15 protein-coding genes are annotated in these 19,775 nt (G+C 74.4%); 11 read left to right on the forward strand and 4 right to left on the reverse strand.

Annotation, left to right across the window (positions count from 1 at the left end; all coding sequences use genetic code 11):
- Positions 1-10: 10 nt before the first annotated feature.
- The 3 genes from ACN268_RS29915 (at position 11) to ACN268_RS29925 (ending at position 2,068) form a co-directional block, all read left to right on the forward strand.
- Positions 11-667: a DUF3710 domain-containing protein gene (locus ACN268_RS29915; protein WP_421486370.1), complete on the forward strand. Its 657-nt coding sequence runs from the start codon at positions 11-13 to the stop codon at positions 665-667.
- A 340-nt stretch (positions 668-1,007) separates the two neighbouring features.
- Positions 1,008-1,388, forward strand: a complete 381-nt coding sequence (locus ACN268_RS29920) for an OB-fold nucleic acid binding domain-containing protein (RefSeq protein ID WP_088646422.1) — start codon at positions 1,008-1,010, stop codon at positions 1,386-1,388.
- Positions 1,385-2,068 carry a DUF3159 domain-containing protein gene (locus ACN268_RS29925; RefSeq protein WP_204923982.1) on the forward strand — a complete coding sequence of 228 codons (684 nt, stop codon included), beginning with the start codon at positions 1,385-1,387 and terminating at the stop codon, positions 2,066-2,068. The genes ACN268_RS29920 and ACN268_RS29925 overlap by 4 nt, the downstream gene beginning before the upstream one ends.
- 71 nt (positions 2,069-2,139) lie before the next feature.
- On the opposite strand, the gene ACN268_RS29930 is transcribed toward ACN268_RS29925, so the two are convergent.
- Entirely contained in the window at positions 2,140-2,829 is a 690-nt protein-coding gene (locus ACN268_RS29930; RefSeq protein WP_204923983.1) for a potassium channel family protein, read from the reverse strand.
- A 3-nt stretch (positions 2,830-2,832) separates the two neighbouring features.
- Positions 2,833-3,498 (reverse strand): potassium channel family protein, encoded by a 666-nt coding sequence (locus tag ACN268_RS29935; RefSeq protein ID WP_204923984.1) that lies wholly within the window; start codon positions 3,496-3,498, stop codon positions 2,833-2,835.
- A gap of 161 nt (positions 3,499-3,659) precedes the next feature.
- Between ACN268_RS29935 and ACN268_RS29940 the strand changes: the two genes are divergently transcribed.
- The 4 genes from ACN268_RS29940 to dxs all read left to right on the forward strand — a co-directional run bounded on the left by ACN268_RS29940 (position 3,660) and on the right by dxs (position 10,417).
- Entirely contained in the window at positions 3,660-5,729 is a 2,070-nt protein-coding gene (locus ACN268_RS29940) for an APC family permease (protein WP_421486372.1), read from the forward strand.
- Between the two features lie 140 nt (positions 5,730-5,869).
- Positions 5,870-7,141: a class I SAM-dependent RNA methyltransferase gene (locus ACN268_RS29945; RefSeq protein ID WP_421487030.1), complete on the forward strand. Its 1,272-nt coding sequence runs from the start codon at positions 5,870-5,872 to the stop codon at positions 7,139-7,141.
- 13 nt (positions 7,142-7,154) lie between these two features.
- Positions 7,155-8,339 carry an anhydro-N-acetylmuramic acid kinase gene (locus ACN268_RS29950; RefSeq protein ID WP_421486374.1) on the forward strand — a complete coding sequence of 395 codons (1,185 nt, stop codon included), beginning with the start codon at positions 7,155-7,157 and terminating at the stop codon, positions 8,337-8,339.
- Positions 8,340-8,461: 122 nt separating this feature from the next.
- Positions 8,462-10,417 (forward strand): 1-deoxy-D-xylulose-5-phosphate synthase, encoded by a 1,956-nt coding sequence (dxs, locus tag ACN268_RS29955; protein WP_421486376.1) that lies wholly within the window; start codon positions 8,462-8,464, stop codon positions 10,415-10,417.
- 294 nt (positions 10,418-10,711) lie between these two features.
- On the opposite strand, the gene ACN268_RS29960 is transcribed toward dxs, so the two are convergent.
- Positions 10,712-11,908 (reverse strand): hypothetical protein, encoded by a 1,197-nt coding sequence (locus ACN268_RS29960; RefSeq protein WP_421486378.1) that lies wholly within the window; start codon positions 11,906-11,908, stop codon positions 10,712-10,714.
- A gap of 422 nt (positions 11,909-12,330) precedes the next feature.
- Here ACN268_RS29960 and ACN268_RS29965 point away from each other — a divergent pair, with 422 nt between their 5' ends.
- Positions 12,331-14,127 carry a hypothetical protein gene (locus ACN268_RS29965; protein ID WP_421487031.1) on the forward strand — a complete coding sequence of 599 codons (1,797 nt, stop codon included), beginning with the start codon at positions 12,331-12,333 and terminating at the stop codon, positions 14,125-14,127.
- 158 nt (positions 14,128-14,285) lie between these two features.
- On the opposite strand, the gene ACN268_RS29970 is transcribed toward ACN268_RS29965, so the two are convergent.
- Entirely contained in the window at positions 14,286-16,169 is a 1,884-nt protein-coding gene (locus tag ACN268_RS29970) for a hypothetical protein (protein ID WP_421487032.1), read from the reverse strand.
- Positions 16,170-16,290: 121 nt separating this feature from the next.
- Between ACN268_RS29970 and ACN268_RS29975 the strand changes: the two genes are divergently transcribed.
- The 3 genes from ACN268_RS29975 (at position 16,291) to ACN268_RS29985 (ending at position 19,590) form a co-directional block, all read left to right on the forward strand.
- On the forward strand, positions 16,291-17,580 hold the full coding sequence (locus ACN268_RS29975) for a PQQ-binding-like beta-propeller repeat protein (RefSeq protein WP_421486379.1): 1,290 nt from the start codon (positions 16,291-16,293) through the stop codon (positions 17,578-17,580).
- Positions 17,577-18,851, forward strand: coding sequence for a PQQ-binding-like beta-propeller repeat protein (locus ACN268_RS29980; RefSeq protein ID WP_421486380.1), 1,275 nt, complete (start codon positions 17,577-17,579; stop codon positions 18,849-18,851). Before ACN268_RS29975 ends, ACN268_RS29980 begins: the two co-directional genes overlap by 4 nt.
- Before the next feature lie 79 nt (positions 18,852-18,930).
- Complete coding sequence (locus tag ACN268_RS29985; RefSeq protein WP_421486382.1) at positions 18,931-19,590, forward strand: response regulator transcription factor; 660 nt, start codon at positions 18,931-18,933, stop codon at positions 19,588-19,590.
- Positions 19,591-19,775 lie beyond the last annotated feature (185 nt).

A 19,775-nucleotide genomic window follows, 5' to 3' on the forward strand; every position in this document is an offset into this window, starting at 1 on the left:
GGTGGGCGCAGTGATCTTCTCCCGAAAGCGGGCCGACAACGGGCGGCACGCCCGTGACGAGCGGGCCGGTGGCCCCGACGCGTACGAGACGGCGGGCCCGGCCCGTGGCCCGTACGACGTCGCCGAGGCGCCGGACGACGTGCAGCGGCTCGACCTGGGCAGCCTGCACATCCCGGCGGTGCCCGGGGTCGAGGTGCGGGTGCAGGCCGACCCGCAGGGCGTCATCCAGCAGGTGGTGCTCGTCCACGGGGACAACGCCCTCCAGCTCGGTGTCTTCGCCGCCCCCCGCTCCGAGGGCATCTGGGACGAGGTGCGCGACGAGATCCGGCAGTCGCTGATCGCCGACGGCGCCACCGCCCAGGAGGCCCGGGGTGAGTACGGCGTCGAGCTGCACGCCCGGGTGCGTACCCCGGACGGCCCGACCGACCTGCGCTTCGTCGGCATCGACGGCCCGCGCTGGATGGTCCGGGGCGTCTACCAGGGTGCCGCCGCCACCGATCCGGCCGCGGCCGGCCCGCTCGCCACCTGCCTGGACGGCCTGGTGGTCGACCGGGGCCAGGAGGCGAAGCCGGTGCGCGAGCCACTGCCGCTGCGGCTGCCCCGGGAGATGGCCGACCAGGCCGAGGGCGGCGACGGCGCGACGACGCCCGCCCCGAACCAGGCCTGACCGACCCGTCCGGGCCGGACCCCGCCGCCTGAGGTGGCCGGGTCCGGCCCGGACTGCTGTCCGCCCCCGGCGGCCCGGCCGAGGTCGGCGGCGCGTCCCGGCCACGGGCCGGCAGTGACTTTCCCGCCGACCGGCTGCGGTGGCGTCCCGGCCACGAGCGGGCGGTAACGGCCCGGCCGGGGCCGGCGGCGGTGGCGTCCCGGTGGAGGTGTCGGCCGGGGGTGGTCGCACCGGAACGACGCAGCGGGGCCGGATCGGCGTACGCTGGCGGCACGGTCCCACCCGGGGCCCGGTGACGCCGGTGCCGACCGGTCAGCGTGGAGAGGGTGACGCGGAGGTCATGTCGACCGACGAGAGCCGGATGTCGCTACGGGGCATCCTGCGCCGGTTCACCGCCAGCGAGGCCGAGATCGAGGCGCAGGAGCTGCGCCGGGAGAGCGCCGAGTCCGGTGGCGTGCTGGCCCGGCAGTGCATGCGGGGGCAGGTGGTCTCGGTCGCCGGGCGGCTCCGCACGGTGGTCTACACGCCCCGGACCAACCTGCCCACCCTGGAGGCGGACCTCTACGACGGCAGCGACGTGGTCACCCTGGTCTGGCTGGGTCGACGGCACATCGCCGGCATCGAGCCGGGCCGGCACCTGACCGCCCGGGGCCGGGTGGCCGTCCGGGACGACCGCAAGGTCATCTACAACCCGTACTACGAGCTGGAGTCGCCGAAGTGACGACGGGACAGCCCCCGGCCACCGAGCCGCAGACCACCCCGCCGGACGACGAGCGGCTGCCCAGCCTCGCCGAGCAGATGGCCGACCAGCTCGGCGGCTGGCGCGGGCTGGTCGAGTCCAGCATCCCCGTGGTGGTCTTCGTGCTGGCCAACGTGGTCGGCGAGCTGCGGCCGGCGGTGATCGCCTCGGTCGGGGTGGCGGTGCTGATCGCGATCGTCCGGCTGGTCCAGCGCCGTCCGGTCCGGCACGCCGTCAACGGGCTGTTCGGCATCGCGGTCGGCGCGGCCATCGCCTGGCGTACCGGGGACGAGCGGGACTTCTACCTCCCGGGCATCCTCTACGGCATCGGCTACGGCATCGCCCTGCTGCTCTCCGCGGTGATCCGGCAGCCCCTGGTCGGGTGGATCTGGTCGGTGCTGGTGGCCAAGGGGCGCTCCGAGTGGCGCGACGACCCTCGGCTGGTGCGTACCTTCACCCAGCTCACCGTGCTCTGGGGGGTCGTGTGGCTGGCCAAGGTCGGGGTGCAGGCCGGGCTCTACCTGGCCCACCAGGACACCGCGCTGGGCGTGGCCCGGCTCGCCCTCGGCTACCCGCCCTACGCGCTGCTGCTGCTGATCACGGTCTGGGTGGTACGCCGGGTGACCCGGGAGTCCGCCCCGCAGCCGCTGCCCGGCGGCTGACCTCTCCAGGGCCGGCACCCGGGCCCGGCCGGCCGGTACGCGACCGTCCGGCACCCGTCGGGGCGGGACGGTCAGCCCGCGCCGCGCGTCCGTTCCACACTGTCCGGGCCGAGGATCACCCCGCGCACCTCGTCCTCCACCTGGGCGGTGCACACGAAGATCAGCTCGTCGCCGGCCTCGATGGGGTCGTCGGGGCTGGGCACCAGCACCCGTTTGCCGCGCAGGATCGCCACCAGCGCGGCGTCGCGGGGGAGCGGCACGGCGTGGATCGGCTGACCGACGTAGGGCGCGGTCGGCGGCAGGGTGATCTCCACCAGGTTCGCCTCGCCCTGCCGGAACGTCATCAGCCGGACCAGGTCGCCGACGGTGACCGCCTCCTCGACCAGCGCGGCCATCACCCGGGGCTTGCTGACCGCCACGTCGACGCCCCACTGCTCGGTGAACAGCCACTCGTTCTCGGCCCGGTTGACCCGGGCCACCACCCGGGGCACCGCGAACTCGGTCTTGGCCAGCAGGGACACCACCAGGTTGACCTTGTCGTCGCCGGTGGCGGCGACCACCACGTCGCAGCCCGCGACGTTCGCCTCCTCCAGGCTGGCCAGCTCGCAGGCGTCGGCCAGCACCCAGTCGGCGGTCGGCACCCGGTCCGGGCGCAGCATCCGGGGCTGCCGCTCGATCAGCATCACCTGGTGGCCGTTGTCGATCAGCTCCTGGGCGATCGACCGGCCCACGTTGCCGGCGCCCGCGATGGCGATCCGCATGGCTCAGTGCCCTCCTTCGGGCGGCGTGGCGGCCACCGCGGTGACCTGGGCGGCGATGTCGTCGGTGACCATCAGGTAGAGCTGGTCACCCTCCTGCACGACGCTGGAGGCGGTGGGCAGCATGCCGATGCCGAAGCGGGTCAGGTACGCCACCCGGGTCCCGGCCGCCTCCTCCAACTGGCGTAGCGGCCGGCCGATCCAGTCCTTGTGCACCGGCACCTCGATGATCGACACGGTGCTGGTCGGGTCCCGGAAGATCTCCACGTTGCCCTCGGGGACCAGGTGGCGCAGCATCCGGTCGGCCGTCCAGCGGACGGTGGCGACGGTGGGGATGCCGAGCCGCTCGTAGACCTGTGCCCGGCGCTGGTCGTAGATCCGGGCGGCGACCCGGGAGACGCCGAACGTCTCGCGGGCCAACCGGGCCGAGATGATGTTGGAGTTGTCGCCGCTGGAGACGGCGGCGAAGGCGTCCGCCCGTTCGATGCCGGCCTGGCGCAGCACCTCACCGTCGAAGCCGGCGCCGGTGACGGTGATCCCGGCGAAGTCGGGGCCGAGGCGGCGGAACGCGTCGGCGTCCTGGTCGATCACGGCCACCGAGTGCCCCCGGGACTCCAGGCTCTGGGCCAGCGTCGAGCCGACCCGCCCACAGCCCATGATCACGACGTGCACGGTGTCCCTCCCAAGGTGTGCCCGCCTCCCGGCGACTGTCGTCTGCGAGCCTGCCACGTCCACCCCGACCACGGGGGACCGAACGGTACCGCGCCGGGACCTGGGAAGGGGATCAGGCACCCCCCGGCGACCACGATCCGGTGGTCGTACCCTTAGCGCTTGTGGCCAGTCCCACCTCGCTGCTGAAGCGACTCCTCGTCGGTCGACCGTTCCGGTCGGACCGGCTCCAGCACACCCTCCTCCCCAAGCGCATCGCCCTGCCGGTCTTCGCCTCCGACGCGCTGTCCAGCGTCGCGTACGCCCCGGACGAGATCCTGCTGACCCTCTCCATCGCCGGGGCGTCGGCGTTCCTGTTCTCCCCCTGGATCGCCCTCGCGGTGGTCGTGGTCATGCTGACCGTGGTGGCCAGCTACCGGCAGAACGTGCACGCGTACCCCTCGGGTGGTGGCGACTACGAGGTGGCCACCGTGAACCTCGGTCCCCGGGCGGGGCTGGGGGTGGCCAGCGCCCTGCTGGTCGACTACGTGCTGACCGTCGCCGTGTCGGTCTCCTCCGGGGTGGCCAACCTCGGTTCGGTGGTGCCCTTCGTGGCCACCCACAAGGTGCTGATCGCGGTGAGCGCGGTGGTGCTGCTGACCGCGATGAACCTGCGCGGGCTGCGCGAGTCGGGCACCGCGTTCGCCATCCCCACGTACGGCTTCGTGATCGTCATCGGCGGCATGATCGTCACCGGCCTGGTCCGGTACTTCGTCCTCGGCGACGACCTGCGCGCCCCCAGCGCCGGGCTGGAGATCCAGGCCGAGCACAGCGTCACCGGCTTCGCGCTGGTGTTCCTGCTGCTACGGACGTTCTCCTCCGGCTGTGCCGCGCTGACCGGGGTCGAGGCGATCTCCAACGGGGTCCCGGCGTTCAAGGCCCCGAAGAGCCGCAACGCGGCCACCACCCTGCTGCTGCTCGGCACGATCTCGGTGGCCATGCTGGTCGGCATCATCTGGCTGGCCCGGCTGACCGGCCTGCAGTTCGTCGAGGACCCGAACACCCAGATCCTCTCCGGCCCCGACGGGTACGTGCAGAAGACCGTCACCACCCAGCTCGGCGAGACCGTCTTCGGTGGCGGGTCGGTGCTGCTCTACGTGGTCGCCGGGATGACCGCGCTGATCCTCTTCCTGGCCGCGAACACCGCGTTCAACGGTTTCCCGGTGCTCGGTTCGATCCTCGCCCAGGACCGCTACCTGCCCCGGCAGCTGCACACCCGGGGCGACCGGCTGGCCTTCTCCAACGGCATCGTCTTCCTCGCCGTCTTCGCGATCGTGCTGATCGTCGGTTTCCAGGCCGAGGTGACCCGGCTGATCCAGCTCTACATCGTCGGCGTCTTCGTCTCGTTCACGCTCTCCCAGGCCGGGATGATCCGGCACTGGAACCGGCACCTGCGCCACGAACGGGACCCGGAGGCCCGCCGCCGGATCTTCCGCTCCCGGGCGATCAACGCGTTCGGCATGGCGATGACCGGCACCGTCCTGGTCATCGTGCTGATCACCAAGTTCCTGCTCGGCGCGTGGATCGCCATCGCCGCGATGGCGGTGATCTACGTGCTGATGCTGGCCATCCGCCGGCACTACGACCGGATCGCCGCCGAGCTGGAACCGACCGAGGTACGCGGGGTGCTGCCCGCCCGCAACCACGCCATCGTGCTGGTCAGCAAGCTGCACCAGCCGACCCTGCGGGCCATCGCGTACGCCCGCGCCACCCGGCCGGACACGCTGACCGCCGTCACCGTCAACGTGGACGAGAAGGACACCCGGCAGCTCCAGCAGGAGTGGGAGCGGCGGGAACTGCCGGTGCCGCTGACCGTGGTCGACTCGCCGTACCGGGAGATCACCAGGCCGATCCTGAACTTCGTGGCGAACACCCGCCGGGAGTCGCCCCGCGACGTGGTCACCGTCTTCATCCCCGAGTACGTGGTGGGCCACTGGTGGGAGAACCTGCTGCACAACCAGAGCGCGCTGCGGCTCAAGGGCCGGCTGCTCTTCGAGCCCGGTGTGATGGTGACCAGTGTGCCGTGGCAGTTGGCGTCCACCGCGACCAAGAACCTCGACCGGCTCGACGAGACGCTGAGCCGCACCCCCGCCCGGGGGCCCCGGGTCGCGCCGCGCAGCACCCTGCCGCCGCCCGTACCGCCGGTGACCGCCCCGCCCGGCGAGCCCGGCCCGTCGACCGGAGACCGCCAGTGACCGCCCACCCCGGCCCCGCCCGTTCCGCGACCACCGACCGCGCCGCGCCGGCCGGCGGCACCGCCCGGCCGGACCGGCCGGCCGGGGAGGACCAGCGGGCTGGAGAGGGCCGGCGGTCCGGACCGGAGCAGCGGCCCGGCTTGGAGGAGGCCGAGCGGGTCGAGTTGACAGTCGACGCGGTCGCCCCCGGCGGGCACTGCGTGGCCCGGGTCGACGGCCAGGTGGTCTTCGTCCGGCACGCGCTGCCCGGGGAACGGGTGGTCGCCGAGGTGACCGAGCTGCACCGGGGTTTCGCCCGTGCCGACGCCGTCGAGATCGTCGAGGCGTCACCGGACCGGGTCGCCCCGCCCTGCCCGTACGCCCGGCCGGGCGGCTGCGGCGGCTGCGACCTGCAACACGTGGCCCCGGCCGCCCAGCTCGACTGGAAGACGGCCGTGGTGCGCGAGCAGCTCAGCCGGCTCGGCGGGCTCACCGACGCCGAGATCGACGCGCTGCGGGTCACCGTCGCGCCGCTGCCCGGCGGCCCGCTGGGCTGGCGGTCCCGGGTCCGTTACGCGGTCGACGCCACCGGCCGGGCCGGGCTGCTCAAGCACCGCTCGCACGAGGTGGTGCCGATCGACCGCTGCCTGATCGCCCACCCGGCGATCCAGGCGCTGCCGGTGCTCGGGCGGAACTGGCCGGCGGCCGACGCGGTGGCGACGGTCGCCTCCACCGGCGGCGACGTCGTGGTCACCGCCCTCGCCGACGGGACGCCCACCCCGGTCGACCTCCCCGGCGGGCCGGCGACGACCGACCTGCCCGGAGCCCCGGGCGGACCGGTGGCCGGCGACGCCCCGGCGACGGTACGGGAGGTCGCCGCCGGCCGGGACTGGACGGTGCCGGCCGGCGGGTTCTGGCAGGTGCACCCGGCCGCCGCCGACACCCTGGTCGACGCGGTCCTCGACCTGCTCGACCCGAGGCCCGGCGAATCCGTCTGGGACCTGTACGGCGGGGCCGGCCTGTTCGCCGCCGCGCTCGCCGCCCGGGTCGGCCCGGACGCCCGGGTCACCGTGGTCGAGTCCGCCGCCGAGGGGGTCGCCGCCGCCCGGCGCAACCTGGCCGACCTGTCCCGGGTCGAGGTGGTCGCCGCCCGGGTGGAGACCGCGCTGGCCCGCCGCCGGATCACCGGCCCGGTCGACCTGGTGGTGCTCGACCCGCCCCGTACCGGCGCGGGCGCGGCGGTGGTGCGGGACATGATCGCCGCCACCCCCCGGGCGATCGCCTACGTGGCCTGCGACCCGGCCGCCTTCGCCCGGGACGTACGCACCTTCGGCCGGGCCGGCTGGCGACTCGCCACCCTGCGCGGCTACGACCTGTTCCCGATGACCCAGCACGTCGAACTCGTCGGCCTGTTCCTGCCCCCGGTCCGCTGACTAGCCTGGCCCGATGAGGATCGTCGGGCTGATGTCGGGCACCTCGTACGACGGGGTGGACGTGGTCGCCGCCGAGTTCGGCACCGCCGGGGACACCCTGCGGATGCGCCCGCTCGGGCACCGGGAGTGCGGCTACGACGCGGAGCTGCGGGAGCGGATCGAGGCGGTGCTGCCGCCGGGGGCGACCACGGTCGAGGCGGTCTGCCGGCTCGACAACGCCCTCGGCGCGGTGTTCGCCGACGCCGCCGCGCTCGGCGTCGAGCTGGCCGGCGGGTCGGCCGACCTGGTCGTCTCACCCGGGCAGACCGTCTTCCACTGGGTCGACGGCGGCACCGTGCGGGGCACCCTCCAACTCGGCGCGCCGGCCCGGGTCGCCGCCCGGGTGGGCGTACCCGTGCTGTCGGACCTGCGGTCGGCGGACGTCGCCGCCGGCGGGCAGGGCGCGCCGCTGGTCCCGGCCTTCGACGCCCTGCTGCTCGCCCCGGCCGCCGACCCGGGCGGGCGGCCCGTCGGCGGGGTTCGGGCGGCGCTCAACCTGGGCGGCATCGCCAACCTCACCGTCGTCGCGCCGGACGCCCCGGTGCTCGGCTACGACGTGGGCCCGGCCAACGCCCTGCTCGACGCGGCGGCCCGCCGGTTCCTCGACCGGCCCTGCGACGTCGACGGGGTACGCGCGGCGGCCGGCCGGGTGCACCCCGGGCTGCTGGCGCTGCTGCTCGCCGAGCCCTACTACGCGGCGGCACCGCCCAAGTCCACCGGCAAGGAACTGTTCCACGCCGGCTACCTCGACGACCGGCTGGCGGCGCTCGGGGAACCGGTCGCCAGCGACGACGTGTTCGCCACGCTGACCGAGCTGACCGCCCGGACGGTCGCCGACGCCTGCGCCCGACACCTGGTGACCGAGCTGGTGGCCGCCGGGGGCGGGGTCCGCAACCCGGCCCTGTGGGGTCGGCTGTCCGCCCTCGGCGGCGGCCGGTGGACGCTGCGCACCACCGACGAGCTGGGGGTGCCCGCCCAGGCCCGGGAGGCGTACGCGTTCGCCCTGCTCGGGTGGCTGTCCTGGCACGGCCTGCCGGGCGCGGTGCCCTCGGTGACCGGCGCGCGGCGGGCCGCCGTGCTGGGGTCCTGGACCCCGTCCGGCCCGCCGTACGGGGTGGCCGTGCCGCGACCGCCCCGCCGGCTGGTGGTGCTCCGCTGACCCGGGCCGTCCCCGGCCGGCACACCGGCACCGGTGGCCGTCGCGCCGCCGATCAGGGCCCCCACCTGCGGTGATCCACGGCAGGGCTGCGGAGTGTGCGGCGGCCGATAGACTCTCTCGTCATGAGTGTTGACGAGGACACGGCCAACCACGGTCGGCTACTGGGCACCGTCCGTGGTCCGCAGGACGTGAAGCGGATGACCGGCGAACAGCTGGACATCCTCGCCGCCGAGATCCGTGACTTCCTGATCGCCAAGGTGTCCCGCACCGGTGGACACGTCGGCCCCAACCTGGGCGTGGTGGAGCTGACCCTGGCCATGCACCGGGTCTTCGACTCCCCGCGCGACCGGCTCCTGTTCGACACCGGCCACCAGTCGTACGTGCACAAGATCATCACCGGCCGGCAGGACGGCTTCGACAAGCTCCGCCAGCGCGGTGGCCTCTCCGGCTACCCCAGCCAGGCCGAGAGCGAGCACGACCTGATCGAGAACTCGCACGCCTCCACCGCCCTGTCCTACGCCGACGGGCTGGCCAAGGCGTACGCCCTGCGCGGCGAGCAGCGCAGCGTGGTCGCCGTGGTCGGCGACGGGGCGCTCACCGGCGGCATGTGCTGGGAGGCGCTGAACAACATCGCCACGGCCGGCAACCGGCTGGTGATCGTGGTGAACGACAACGGCCGTTCCTACTCGCCCACCATCGGCGGTCTGGCCGACCACCTGTCGTCGCTGCGGCTCAACCCCGGCTACGAGAAGGTCCTCGACACGGTCAAGGACGCGCTGGGCAACACCCCGTTCGTCGGCAAGCCGATGTACGAGGTGCTGCACGCGGTCAAGAAGGGCATCAAGGACGCGGTCGCCCCGCAGGCCATGTTCGAGGACCTCGGCATCAAGTACGTCGGCCCGGTCGACGGGCACGACATCGCCGCCGTCGAGTCGGCGCTGCGCGCGGCCAAGAACTTCGGCGGCCCGGTGATCGTGCACGCGGTGACCCGCAAGGGCTACGGCTACCGCCCGGCCGAGGAGGACGAGGCGGACTGCCTGCACGGTCCGGGCGCGTTCGACGTCGAGACCGGCAAGCTGCTCGCCGCCCCGTCGGTGAAGTGGACCCAGGTCTTCGCCGACGAGCTGGTCGCCATCGCCGACGAGCGGCCCGACGTGGTGGGCATCACCGCCGCGATGGCCGAGCCCACCGGCATCGCCACCCTGGCCCGCAAGCACCCCCACCGGGTGTACGACGTGGGCATCGCCGAGCAGCACGCGGCCACCTCCGCGGCCGGGCTGGCGATGGGCGGCCTGCACCCGGTGGTGGCCGTCTACGCGACCTTCCTCAACCGTGCCTTCGACCAGGTCCTGCTGGACGTGGCGATGCACAAGCTGCCGGTGACGTTCGTGCTGGACCGGGCCGGCATCACCGGGCCGGACGGGCCGAGCCACTACGGCATCTGGGACATGTCGGTCTTCGGGGTGGTGCCGGGGCTGCGGATCGCCGCCCCCCGCGACTCCGCCAGCCTCCGTGAGGAGCTGCGCGAGGCGATCGCCGTCGACGACGGTCCCACGATCGTCCGGTTCCCCACCGGCACCGTCGCCGCCGACCTGCCGGCCGTCCGCCGGGTCGGCCCGGTCGACGTGCTGGCGGAGTCGGCCCGTACCGACGTGCTGCTGGTGGCGGTGGGCTCGTTCGGGCTGCTCGGGATGGAGGTGGCGTCCCGGCTGGCCGAGCAGGGCTACGGCGTCACCGTGGTCGACCCGCGTTGGGTGCGTCCGGTGCCGGCCGAGCTGGTCGAGTTGGCCGCCGGGCACCGCCTGGTGGTCACCGTCGAGGACGGCGTCCGCATCGGCGGTGTCGGCGACGCGCTGGGCCAGGCGATGCGGGACGCCGACGTCCGGGTGCCGCTGCGCGACCTGGGCGTACCGGCCGACTGGCACCCGCACGGCACCCGGGCGCAGATCCTGGCCGACCTGCGGCTGACCGCGCAGGACGTGGCCCGCGACGTCACCGGCTGGATCTCCGGCCTGGACGGCGACGCCCCCTCCGTGGAGACGGTCCGCCTCCCGGCCCCCGACACCACCCCCAACTGACCCACCCGACCCCGCAGGGGCGGTCACGGCGCTGCCGTGACCGCCCCTGCGCCGTCTCGCGCCCCGCGCCTCCCCCGCGCCCTCCGTCCACCCGCCTCGCGCGTGTCGCCGCCCCCGCTGACCCCGGTGATCAAGAGGTTTGCGTCAGTTTCCCCCGTGATCAAGAGGTTTGCGTCAGTTTCCCCGGTGATCAAGAGGTTTGCGTCAACCCAGAGATCAACTTTTACGCAAACCTCTTGATCACCGGGGCGAGCCGGGGCGGGTGGGGGGAGCCGGGGTGGGGTGGGGGGAGGGTCAGCGGCCGCCGGCGGAGCGGTAGTAGGTCTTCTCGGCGGTGGCCAGGCTGAAGGTCTGCCGGGAGGCGGGCATCGGGACGACCACCAGGCCGGGACGTTCCACCAGGCGGGGGGTGCCCGGGGGCACCGACAGGGAGGCGTCCCGGTTGCCCCGCCAGGTCAGCACCACCAGCGGCTGCCCCGGCACCGGCAGCACGTACGTCTGCAGCGGGTTGGACCGGTCGGCGGGGGAGACCACCGGGGTGCCGTCGCCGGCCGGACGGTAGACCACCGCGGTCATCGTCCCCGCGTCGGTCTCCCAGGTGAGCTGCTCCAGGTCGCCAGGTTCGTTTCCGCCGCCCAGCGTCATCTCGCCGATGGCCCGGACGGCCACCTTCTCCATCGGCCACGACTCGGGCACCGACCGGGGAGCGTCCCGGTCGCCGATGCGGCGCGGGATGCTCCCGAACGGCCCCTGCTCGTCGGCCAGCATGCAGGTGTCCAACCCGTCGAGGGCCCGCCGACCGGAGCCGGTGTCGTCGCGGACCAGGGGATACCTCGGGTCGGCGGTGGCCGCGCCCAGGTCGAGCAGGCGGTCGGCGGCCCGCCCCCGGGGCAGCGACTCGGTGGCCCGCAGGGTGGCCGTCACCGGCACCGCCCGGCAGTCGGGCACCTTCACCGCGCCGGTCAGCCCGTCGGTCAGCATCAGCGCCCGACCGTCCGGGCCGAGCAGCCGCTCCACCCGGCCGGAGGTCAGGTAGCGCCGGCCGTCCGGCAGGCGCAGCGGGAGGACGTCGGCATAGACCAGGTAACCCGGGTCGGTGTACTCGCTGGCGCGGGTCACCTCGTACCTGCCGTCACGGCCGGTGAGCTGGAGCAGCCAGGAGGCGCTCTCCCCGGGTACGTCGGCGGCGACCAGGGCCAGCGGCACACCGTCGACCGCACCGGACCAGAGGATCCCCGACGACGGCAGGTGGACCCGGTCGTCGATCGGCGAACGCCAGGCGCGGACCGCCTCGGTCACCGCCGCCGTCGCCGCGGCGTCCCCGGCGAGCGTTCCGCGCGGCGGCCACACCGCACGGGTGCCGTCCAGGCTGTCGTAGCCGACCCGCAGCTCGTGGGCCTGACGCCCGGCGACCGGGCCGCACGCCGGGGCCACCAGCAACAGGGCGAGCAGCGCGGCGACCGTCGTGCCGCGACGGCGAACCGAAGCCATCCCTACGCCCCCGATCGCGTCGCCGTCGTTGTCGGAAGCCCACATGGTACGCAACGCCCGGTGACGCCCCGCAGCCGTGTCCCGATGGCCACAAGGGACACCACAGTGAATTTCGGGCTTTTTCCCGGCTCCGGTAGACTCCGCCGACTGTGACGTCTGCCGAGCCCCGTGGCGCCTCCGCACCGGCCCCCGACGACTCCGAGGGCTCCGCCCGCGGCACGACGGCCACCGCGACGGCGCCCCCACCCGTGACCCGTCCCACCCCTGCCGACCTGCGCCTCACCGACGTGCCGGCACCCGCCGACCGGACGGTCGAGGCGACCCCGGTCGACGCGCCGCCGGTGGGGGCGGCACCCGACGGGGCGGCCACGGCACCTGACGGCGACGGTGCCGACGCGGCGGCGGTGGTCGTACCGGAGCGGGTGACTGCGGACACGGACGGTGACGGCACGACGCCGGCCGCGTGGTGGCGGCGCTGGCGCTGGACCGCCCGCCGCAAGGACCTGGTGGTGTACGGCATCTTCCTGCTCGTCGCGCTCTGGGTGACCAGCCGGATCTGGGCCGACCCGGCCGGCCGGGTGGCCTCGCTCTACAGCAGCGACCCGGCGCAGGTGCAGTTCTTCCTCGCCCACTCGGTGCGGGTGGTGCTGCACGGGGAGTTCCCGTTCTACACCGACCAGTTCAACTTCCCCGACGGCGTCAACCTGATGGCCAACACGGCGGTGCTGGCGCTGGGCATCCCGATGGTGCCGGTCACCCTGCTGTTCGGGCCGGCGGTGTCCTTCGTGGTGCTGGTCACCCTCGGCCTCGCCGGCACCGCCGCCGCCTGGTACCACGTGCTGTCCCGGCACCTGGTACGGCGGCGGTTCGCCGCGGCGGTCGGCGGCTGGTTCTGCGGGTTCTCCCCGGCGATGCTCTCGCACGCCAACTGGCACCCCAACATCATCAGCCAGTTCCTGCTGCCGTTCATCGTGTGGCGGGTGATGGTGCTGACCCGTTCCACCCGGCCGGTACGCGACGGGCTGCTGCTCGCCGTGCTGGTCACCGGGCAGGCGTTCATCAACGAGGAGATCCTGCTCTTCACCGCCCTGGCCTGCGGCATCTTCCTGATCGCCATGGTGGCCCAGCGCCCGGCGCTCTGGTCGGCGGCCTGGCGGCCCCTGGCCAAAGGGCTGGCCGCGTGCGCGGTGCTGGCCGGGGCGCTGCTGGCGTACCCGCTCTACATCCAGTTCGCCGGGCCGATGGCGTACCACGGGCTCAGCGACGCGGTGCAGGACTACGGCAACGACATCGCCGCCTTCTTCGCCCCCGGCTCGCCCACCTTCGGCGGCAACGAACGGGCCAACGTCAACCTGGCCCCGAACTACTCCGAGGAGAACGCCTTCTTCGGCTGGAGCCTGTCGCTGATCGCCGTCGGCATCGTGCTCTGGCTGCGCCGCGAACGCCTCGTCCGGGCGCTCGCCGTCACCGGAGCGTTCTTCGCGCTGCTCTCCCTCGGTGAGCGGATCTCCTGGTGGGGGCGGGACCTGGTCACCGGGCCGTGGGAGCTGCTGGTGCGGCTGCCCCTGCTGGACGCGGTGGTGCCCACCCGGTTCGCCCTGATCACCTCCGTGGTGATCGGCATGCTGTTGGCGTTGGCGGTGCAGCGGGCCTGGACGCTGCGCGGCGCGCAGTGGCAGCACGCCAAGACCGTCACGGTGGCGGCCCTGGTGCTGGCGCTGCTGCCGATCGTGCCGATGCCGCTGAAGGTGACCTCCCGCCCACCGGTGCCGGATTTCATCACCGCCGACCGCTGGCGCGAGTACGTCGGACCCGGGCAGACCCTGGTGCCGGTGCCCGTGCCCAGCATGGGCAACACCCACGGGATGCGCTGGGCGGCGGCCACCAACCTGGACTTCAAGATCCCGGGGGGCTACTTCCTCGCCCCGCGTAACGGCAACACCGGCGACCCGGGCCGGTTCGGTGGGCGACCCAGCGGCATCGGGCAGCTCCTCGACGAGGTCGCCACCACCGGCCGGACCACCAAACTGGACGACCGGCAGCGCCGCCGCAGCCTGGACGAGCTGCGGCACTGGAACGCCGCCGTGCTGGTGCTGCCGCTGCGCCAGCAGAACGCGGAGCCGCTGCGTCGGACCGTCGAGCAGTTGGTCGGCCCCGCCCGCCGGGAACTCGACGTGTGGGTGTGGGACGTCCGGCCGCTGTCCGCCCGCACCGCCTGACCGCTCCGACCCGACCCGGCCGGCCCGGACCTGACCTGACCTGACCCACGGTCCGGCCGGGCCGGGTCGGGCTGCGCGCCGGTCGGGCCGCCGCGCCGGTCGGGCTGCGCGCCGGTCGGGCTGCGCGCCGGTCGGGCCGCCGCGCCGGGGCGGGCGGGTCAGTCGACCAGGGGGCGGACGTCCCAGAGCCAGACGTCGTCGACCCGCTGCGCCGGGCCGAGCAGGCCGGTCATCAGGTCCCGCAGCACCGCCTCGCGCGGATGGGCCCCCAGCACCACCACGGACGCCCGCCAGAACCGCAGGTCCTCCACCGCCTGCCGGCGGTTCTCCGGGGTCAGCGCGGGCACCGTGCCGGCGTCGATGGTGGCGTAGATCAGGGTGCTGGTCGGCCGGTTCGGCGCGCCGAAGACGCCCTCGCCCAGCTCGTTGGGGCCGATGAAGTAGCCCCCCGGCACCGGGAACTCGTGCCCGGTCAGCGCGCTCCAGCGCAGCGTGGACAGGCCGTGCACGTTGCTCGGGATCGGCACCGGGACCAGGGTGCGCCCCTGCGGCACGTACGGCCGCCAGCCGCCGGCGGTGATGAAGTGCGGCGGCAGGTCGATGTGCTGCGCGGGCAGCGGACGGGGGAACAGCGGCAGCACCGCCAGCGCGATCGCCGCGTACCCGACCGGCCGGACCCACCGGCGACGGGCCGGCGCGGCGGGTACGGCGGTGGTGGTCTCGGGCGCTGCGGCGTCGTCGGCGGCGGCGCGCGGCGTCGGCACCCGGGACCGGCCGTGGCCGCCCACCGCGTCCCAGGCGAGCGCGAGCAGGACGCCGACCGCACCGGTCACCACCAGGGTCAGCCGGGTCGGCATCATCATCTCGACCAGCGGCAGGTCGTCCGGGATGTACGCCCACGGGCCGTCCACGGTGGTCTCCACCCCGTTGAACCGCACCTTGGGGCCGATCGCCGCGACGGTGAAGACCACCACCAGCACCCCGGCGATCCGGGCGGCCAGCGACCGCCGCCAGAGCAGCACCAGCGCGGCCAGCGCGACCAGCACCAGCGGCCAGCCGAACCAGGTGTTCTGCTCGGTCAGGCCGATGGTCTTCTCGACCGCCTCGTCCCCGGCGACCGTGTCCCGGGCGAAGGTGACGAAGGCCATCAGGTCCTCGCCCCAGTTGTGGAACACCCCGCCCTGCAGGCCCCGGTAGGACTGCGGCCCGTTGAACTGGTACCAGATCGGGTACGCGGTGAGCAGCAGCGCCAGACCGCCGCCGACCCCGAGCGCGGCCAGGAAGCCGCCGGCCCGCGCGCGGGCCTCGCGGGGCCGCTGCACCACGTACGCCGCCACCGCCACCAGGCAGGCCAGCGCGGTCAGCAGCAGCATCTCCTCGTTGATGAAGACCTGGTACGCCACCAGCAGCCCCAGCACCAGCCCGTCGCGCCGCCACCGGCCGGGCCGGCCCAGCAGCAGCACCCGGGTCACGATCACCGGCAGCAGGAAGTTGGAGACGAAGTTGGGCTGCCCGTTGGCGTGGTGCACGATGCCCGGGGCGAAACCGAGGAACGCGCCGCCGACGAACGCGCCGGCCCGCGAGCGCACCAGGTGCCGGGAGAGCATCCAGTACGAGGTGGCCGCCGTCGCGGCGAGCGCCCCGCCCAGGTAGAGCGCGTACGTCACCTGCGGGCCGAACAGCAGCGTGACCGGGGCCAGCGGGATGGTCATGCCCAGCAGCGAGGTGTTCGCCATCATGTTCACCCCGTCCGGGGCGTTCTGCCGGGCGCTGAACAGCGGGTTCTCCAGGTGCCGCACCGAGTACGCGCCGTGGGTGAACAGCCACTCGAACCAGCTGTGGTCGGTCGGCAGGTGGGACGACACCCGGTGCTGCACGTCCACCCAGTAGTTCAGGCACACGAGAACGCCGATCAGCGCATAGGCTCCGATGGCGAGCACGTCGGCCCGGCCCGGCCGTCGGCGGGGCCGCCCCTGCGGGTCGGTCGCGTCGGGCTCGACCGCGTCGCGCGCGGACGTCGGGTTCAACGAGGGATCTACCACCGGCACGGCCACGACGGGCCATCGTACAGGCGACGGCCGGCCGCTCCGGTGACCCGGTGTGTGGCGCTGCGCGTCCGCCGGCAGGCGGTCGGCGGGGCACGGTGGTCGAAAGAGGGTGCGCGTGACGGTCATCGATCTGGGTGAACTCCGCGAAGCCGCGCCGCGACCACCCGGCCCCGCGCCCCGGGTGGTGGGCCGGCCGCTGCGGCTGGCGGTGGTGCTGGCACTCACCCTGCTGGCGTTGACCGCCGCCGCGCCGGTGGCGAAGCGGGCGGCGTTCGTGGTGCCGGCCCCGCTCGGCTCGATGGTGCTGCTCCACGACGGGGAGGTCTTCCTGCTCGAACCGGGCGGCACCCCGGCCGCTCCCGGCCGGTTGAGCGCGTGGACGATCCCCACCTCCCCGGCGGCGCGGCCGGCGCGGCGCTGGCAGGTGCCGGTACCGGTGGCGGTGACCGACGGCTTCACGCAGCTGCGCCGGCACGCCGACGTGCTGCTGCTCACCGGCCCGGTGGGCCGGTCGGACGGGGAGTACCGGGCGTTCGCCCACGACCGGGACACCGGTCGGGTGCGGTGGCAGCGCGCCGGGTCTCCCCGGTCCGCCGGCCCCGACCTGCTCTTCGAAGACGGCGCGGACGGGCGCATGACGATCAACTCCGTCGATCCGAGCAGCGGGCGGGACCGTTGGTCGGTGCCGGTGTCACCGGGGACGGTCCTGTTCAGCTCCGTGGCCGACGGCGTGGACCGGATCGTGATGGTGCGGCCCGGTGGCCCGGCCGAGGTCTGGGACGCCCGACGCGGGGTACACCTGCACAGTGGACAGCTCGACCACGGGGGAACGCCGTCGAACACCGGGTTCGACGTCGTCGGTGACCTGCTGCTCGCCGTCGCGCAGAACTCCGGCCGGCTCACCGGGTACGGCCTCGACGGGCTGGACCGCCGATGGGAGGTGCCGTTGCCCACGCCGTCCTTCTTCGTCGCGTGCGGATCGTTGATCTGCGCGCAGGGCACCGCCGGCGGGGTGCGGGCGCTGGACCCGGCGACCGGCCGGACGGTGTGGCGTGACAACCGGTGGGAGCTGTCCGGGAGCGAACGCGGCGGCCGGATGCTGGCGAGCGGCCTGGGCCGGGGCGTCTGGCACCCGCTGGTGGTGCTCGACGTCGCCTCCGGGCGGGTCGCCGCCGAACTGGACGTCTGGAATCTCGCCGCGTCGAACGGCCCCGACGGGCCGGTGATCGGGTTACGCCCGGCCGGCGACGGCCGGATGCTGGTCGCCGAGCTGGACGTGGCCGCCGCGCGGGCCCGGGTGCGCGACGTGCTGCCGGCCGTCTCCGGCGACTGTCAGACCGACGCGCAGTTGCTGCTGTGCCGGCTGATGGACGGCAGGTTCGGGGTCTGGCGGGTGCCCCGGTGACGGTGATCGACCTGGGTGAGGTCGGTCACCACGACGAACCGACGCCCCCGCCGGCACGCCGGCCCCGGGCGCGGCGGTCGGCCGGCCACCCGGCGGCCGTCGCCCTGACCGTGCTGCTCCTGCTGCTCACCCTGGCCGGCGCGGCACCCGGGCCGACCCGGTTGACCCCGGTGCCCGTGCCGGACGTGCCGGAGCCCAGCCACCTGATCGTCGGGGACCTGCTGGTGCTCGCCTACCCGTCGGCGCTGGCCCCGGCCGGCAGCCGGCAGCTCACCGCGATCGACCTGGCCGACGGACGGGTCCGCTGGGAGACCTCGCTGTCGCCCCGGCACCAACTGGTGGTGCTGGAGGGGGTCGGCGACGACGTGGTGGTCACCACCGACCCCGGCGGCGAACCGGTCTCCATGGTGCTCGACCACGTCGACGGGCGGGCCCGGTGGCGGCAGCCCGGGGTGGCGGTGCCGACCGCCGACGGCGGGCTGCTGCTGGAGGACGTGCACGTCGACCGGGTGGCGGTACGCGGGGTCGAGCCGGCCACCGGCGCGGCCCGCTGGACGGTCACCGCCGGGCCGGCCACCGTCGGCTACCGGACCGGGGACCGCGGTGTCGCGGAACTCGTCGTGGTGACCAGCGCCGGCCGGGCCGAGGCGTACGACGTCGACACGGGCGTACGTCGGCTCGCGTTTCCGGTGCCGCCCGCCCGCAGCGACCATCACCACGTGGCCCAACCGGTCGGTGACCTGCTGCTGGTCGACGGGGAACCGGGTCGGCTCGCCGGCTACGACCTGGCGTCCGGCCGGCGACGGTGGGACACGCCGGTGCCGACGCCGGACGGCTGGTCCGTCCGGTCCTGCGGCGACGCCGTCTGCCTGGGGGAGTCGTTCGGGACCCGGGTGCTCGATCCGGTGACCGGTCGGGTGCGCTGGACCTCCGACTGGTGGGCCCCGGTCGCGTCGGTCGCCGGCCGGATGGTCGGGGTCAGCGCCGACGGGCAGCAGGGCCTGGCCCTGCTCGACGCGGCGACCGGTCGGTCCGTGGCCGAGCTGGGCCGGTGGGAGTTGGTCCACCAGTGGCCGCCCACCGACGCGCTGCTGGTCGTCCGGCCGGTCGGCGGCGGCCGGCAGTTGCTGGCCGAGCTGGACCCGACCGACGGCACGCTGCGCGTCCGCGACGTGCTGCCCGGCCGTTGGGAGACCTGCTGGCGGAGCCAGGGGGTGCTGGTCTGCTGGCGGCAACGCGACAGCATCGGCGTGTGGCGGATGCCCGACTGACGGTGTCGGGCGGCCCACCTGCGGTCGGGCGTTTGGCTGGCGGCGCTAGGTTGTCGGACAGGTCGGCGAGGAGGTCGGGATGCGGGTGCTGGTGGTCGAGGACGAACGGAACCTCGCCGACGCGATCGTGCGGGGGCTGCGCAAGCGGGGCATGGCGGTCGACGTGGCGTACGACGGGGACGCCGGCCACGAGGCCGCCTTCGTCACCCGGTACGACGTGGTGGTCCTCGACCGCGACCTGCCCGGCATGCACGGCGACCAGATCTGCGCCGAGCTGGCCGCCTCCGGCACCCTCACCCGGGTGCTGATGCTGACCGCCAGCGACAGCGTCGCCGACCGGGTGGAGGGGCTGGGCCTCGGCGCGGACGACTACCTGCCCAAGCCGTTCGCCTTCGACGAGTTGGTGGCCCGGGTGCAGGCGCTGGGCCGGCGGGCCACCCCGGCCGCCCCGCCGGTGCTCCAGGTGGGTGACGTGGTGCTCGACCCGGCCCGCCGGGTGGTCACCCGGGCGGGTGCCCCGGTCGAGTTGACGAACAAGGAGTTCGGGGTGCTCAGCGAGCTGGTCAAGGCGCGCGGCGCGGTGGTCTCCAGCGAGGAGCTGCTGGAGCGGGTCTGGGACGCCAACACCGACCCGTTCACCACCATCGTCCGGGTGACGGTGCGGACCCTGCGCAAGAAGCTCGGCGACCCACCGTTGATCGAGACGGTGGTCGGTGCCGGCTACCGGACGGTCGGCTGATGAGCGCGAGGAGTGAGCCGGTGTTGCGAGCCCCGCAGTCGCGAAGCGAGGTCGGCTGATGAGCGCGAGGAGTGAGCCGGTGTTGCGAGCCCCGCAGTCGCGAAGCGAGGTCGGCTGATGAGCGCGAGGAGTGAGCCGGTGCGGCCGGCCCTGGTGCTGCGGCCCGGCCCGGACGGCGCAACGGT

Source organism: Micromonospora sp. WMMD735, from assembly GCF_049178995.1.
Classification (GTDB): Bacteria; Actinomycetota; Actinomycetes; order Mycobacteriales; family Micromonosporaceae; genus Micromonospora; species Micromonospora wenchangensis.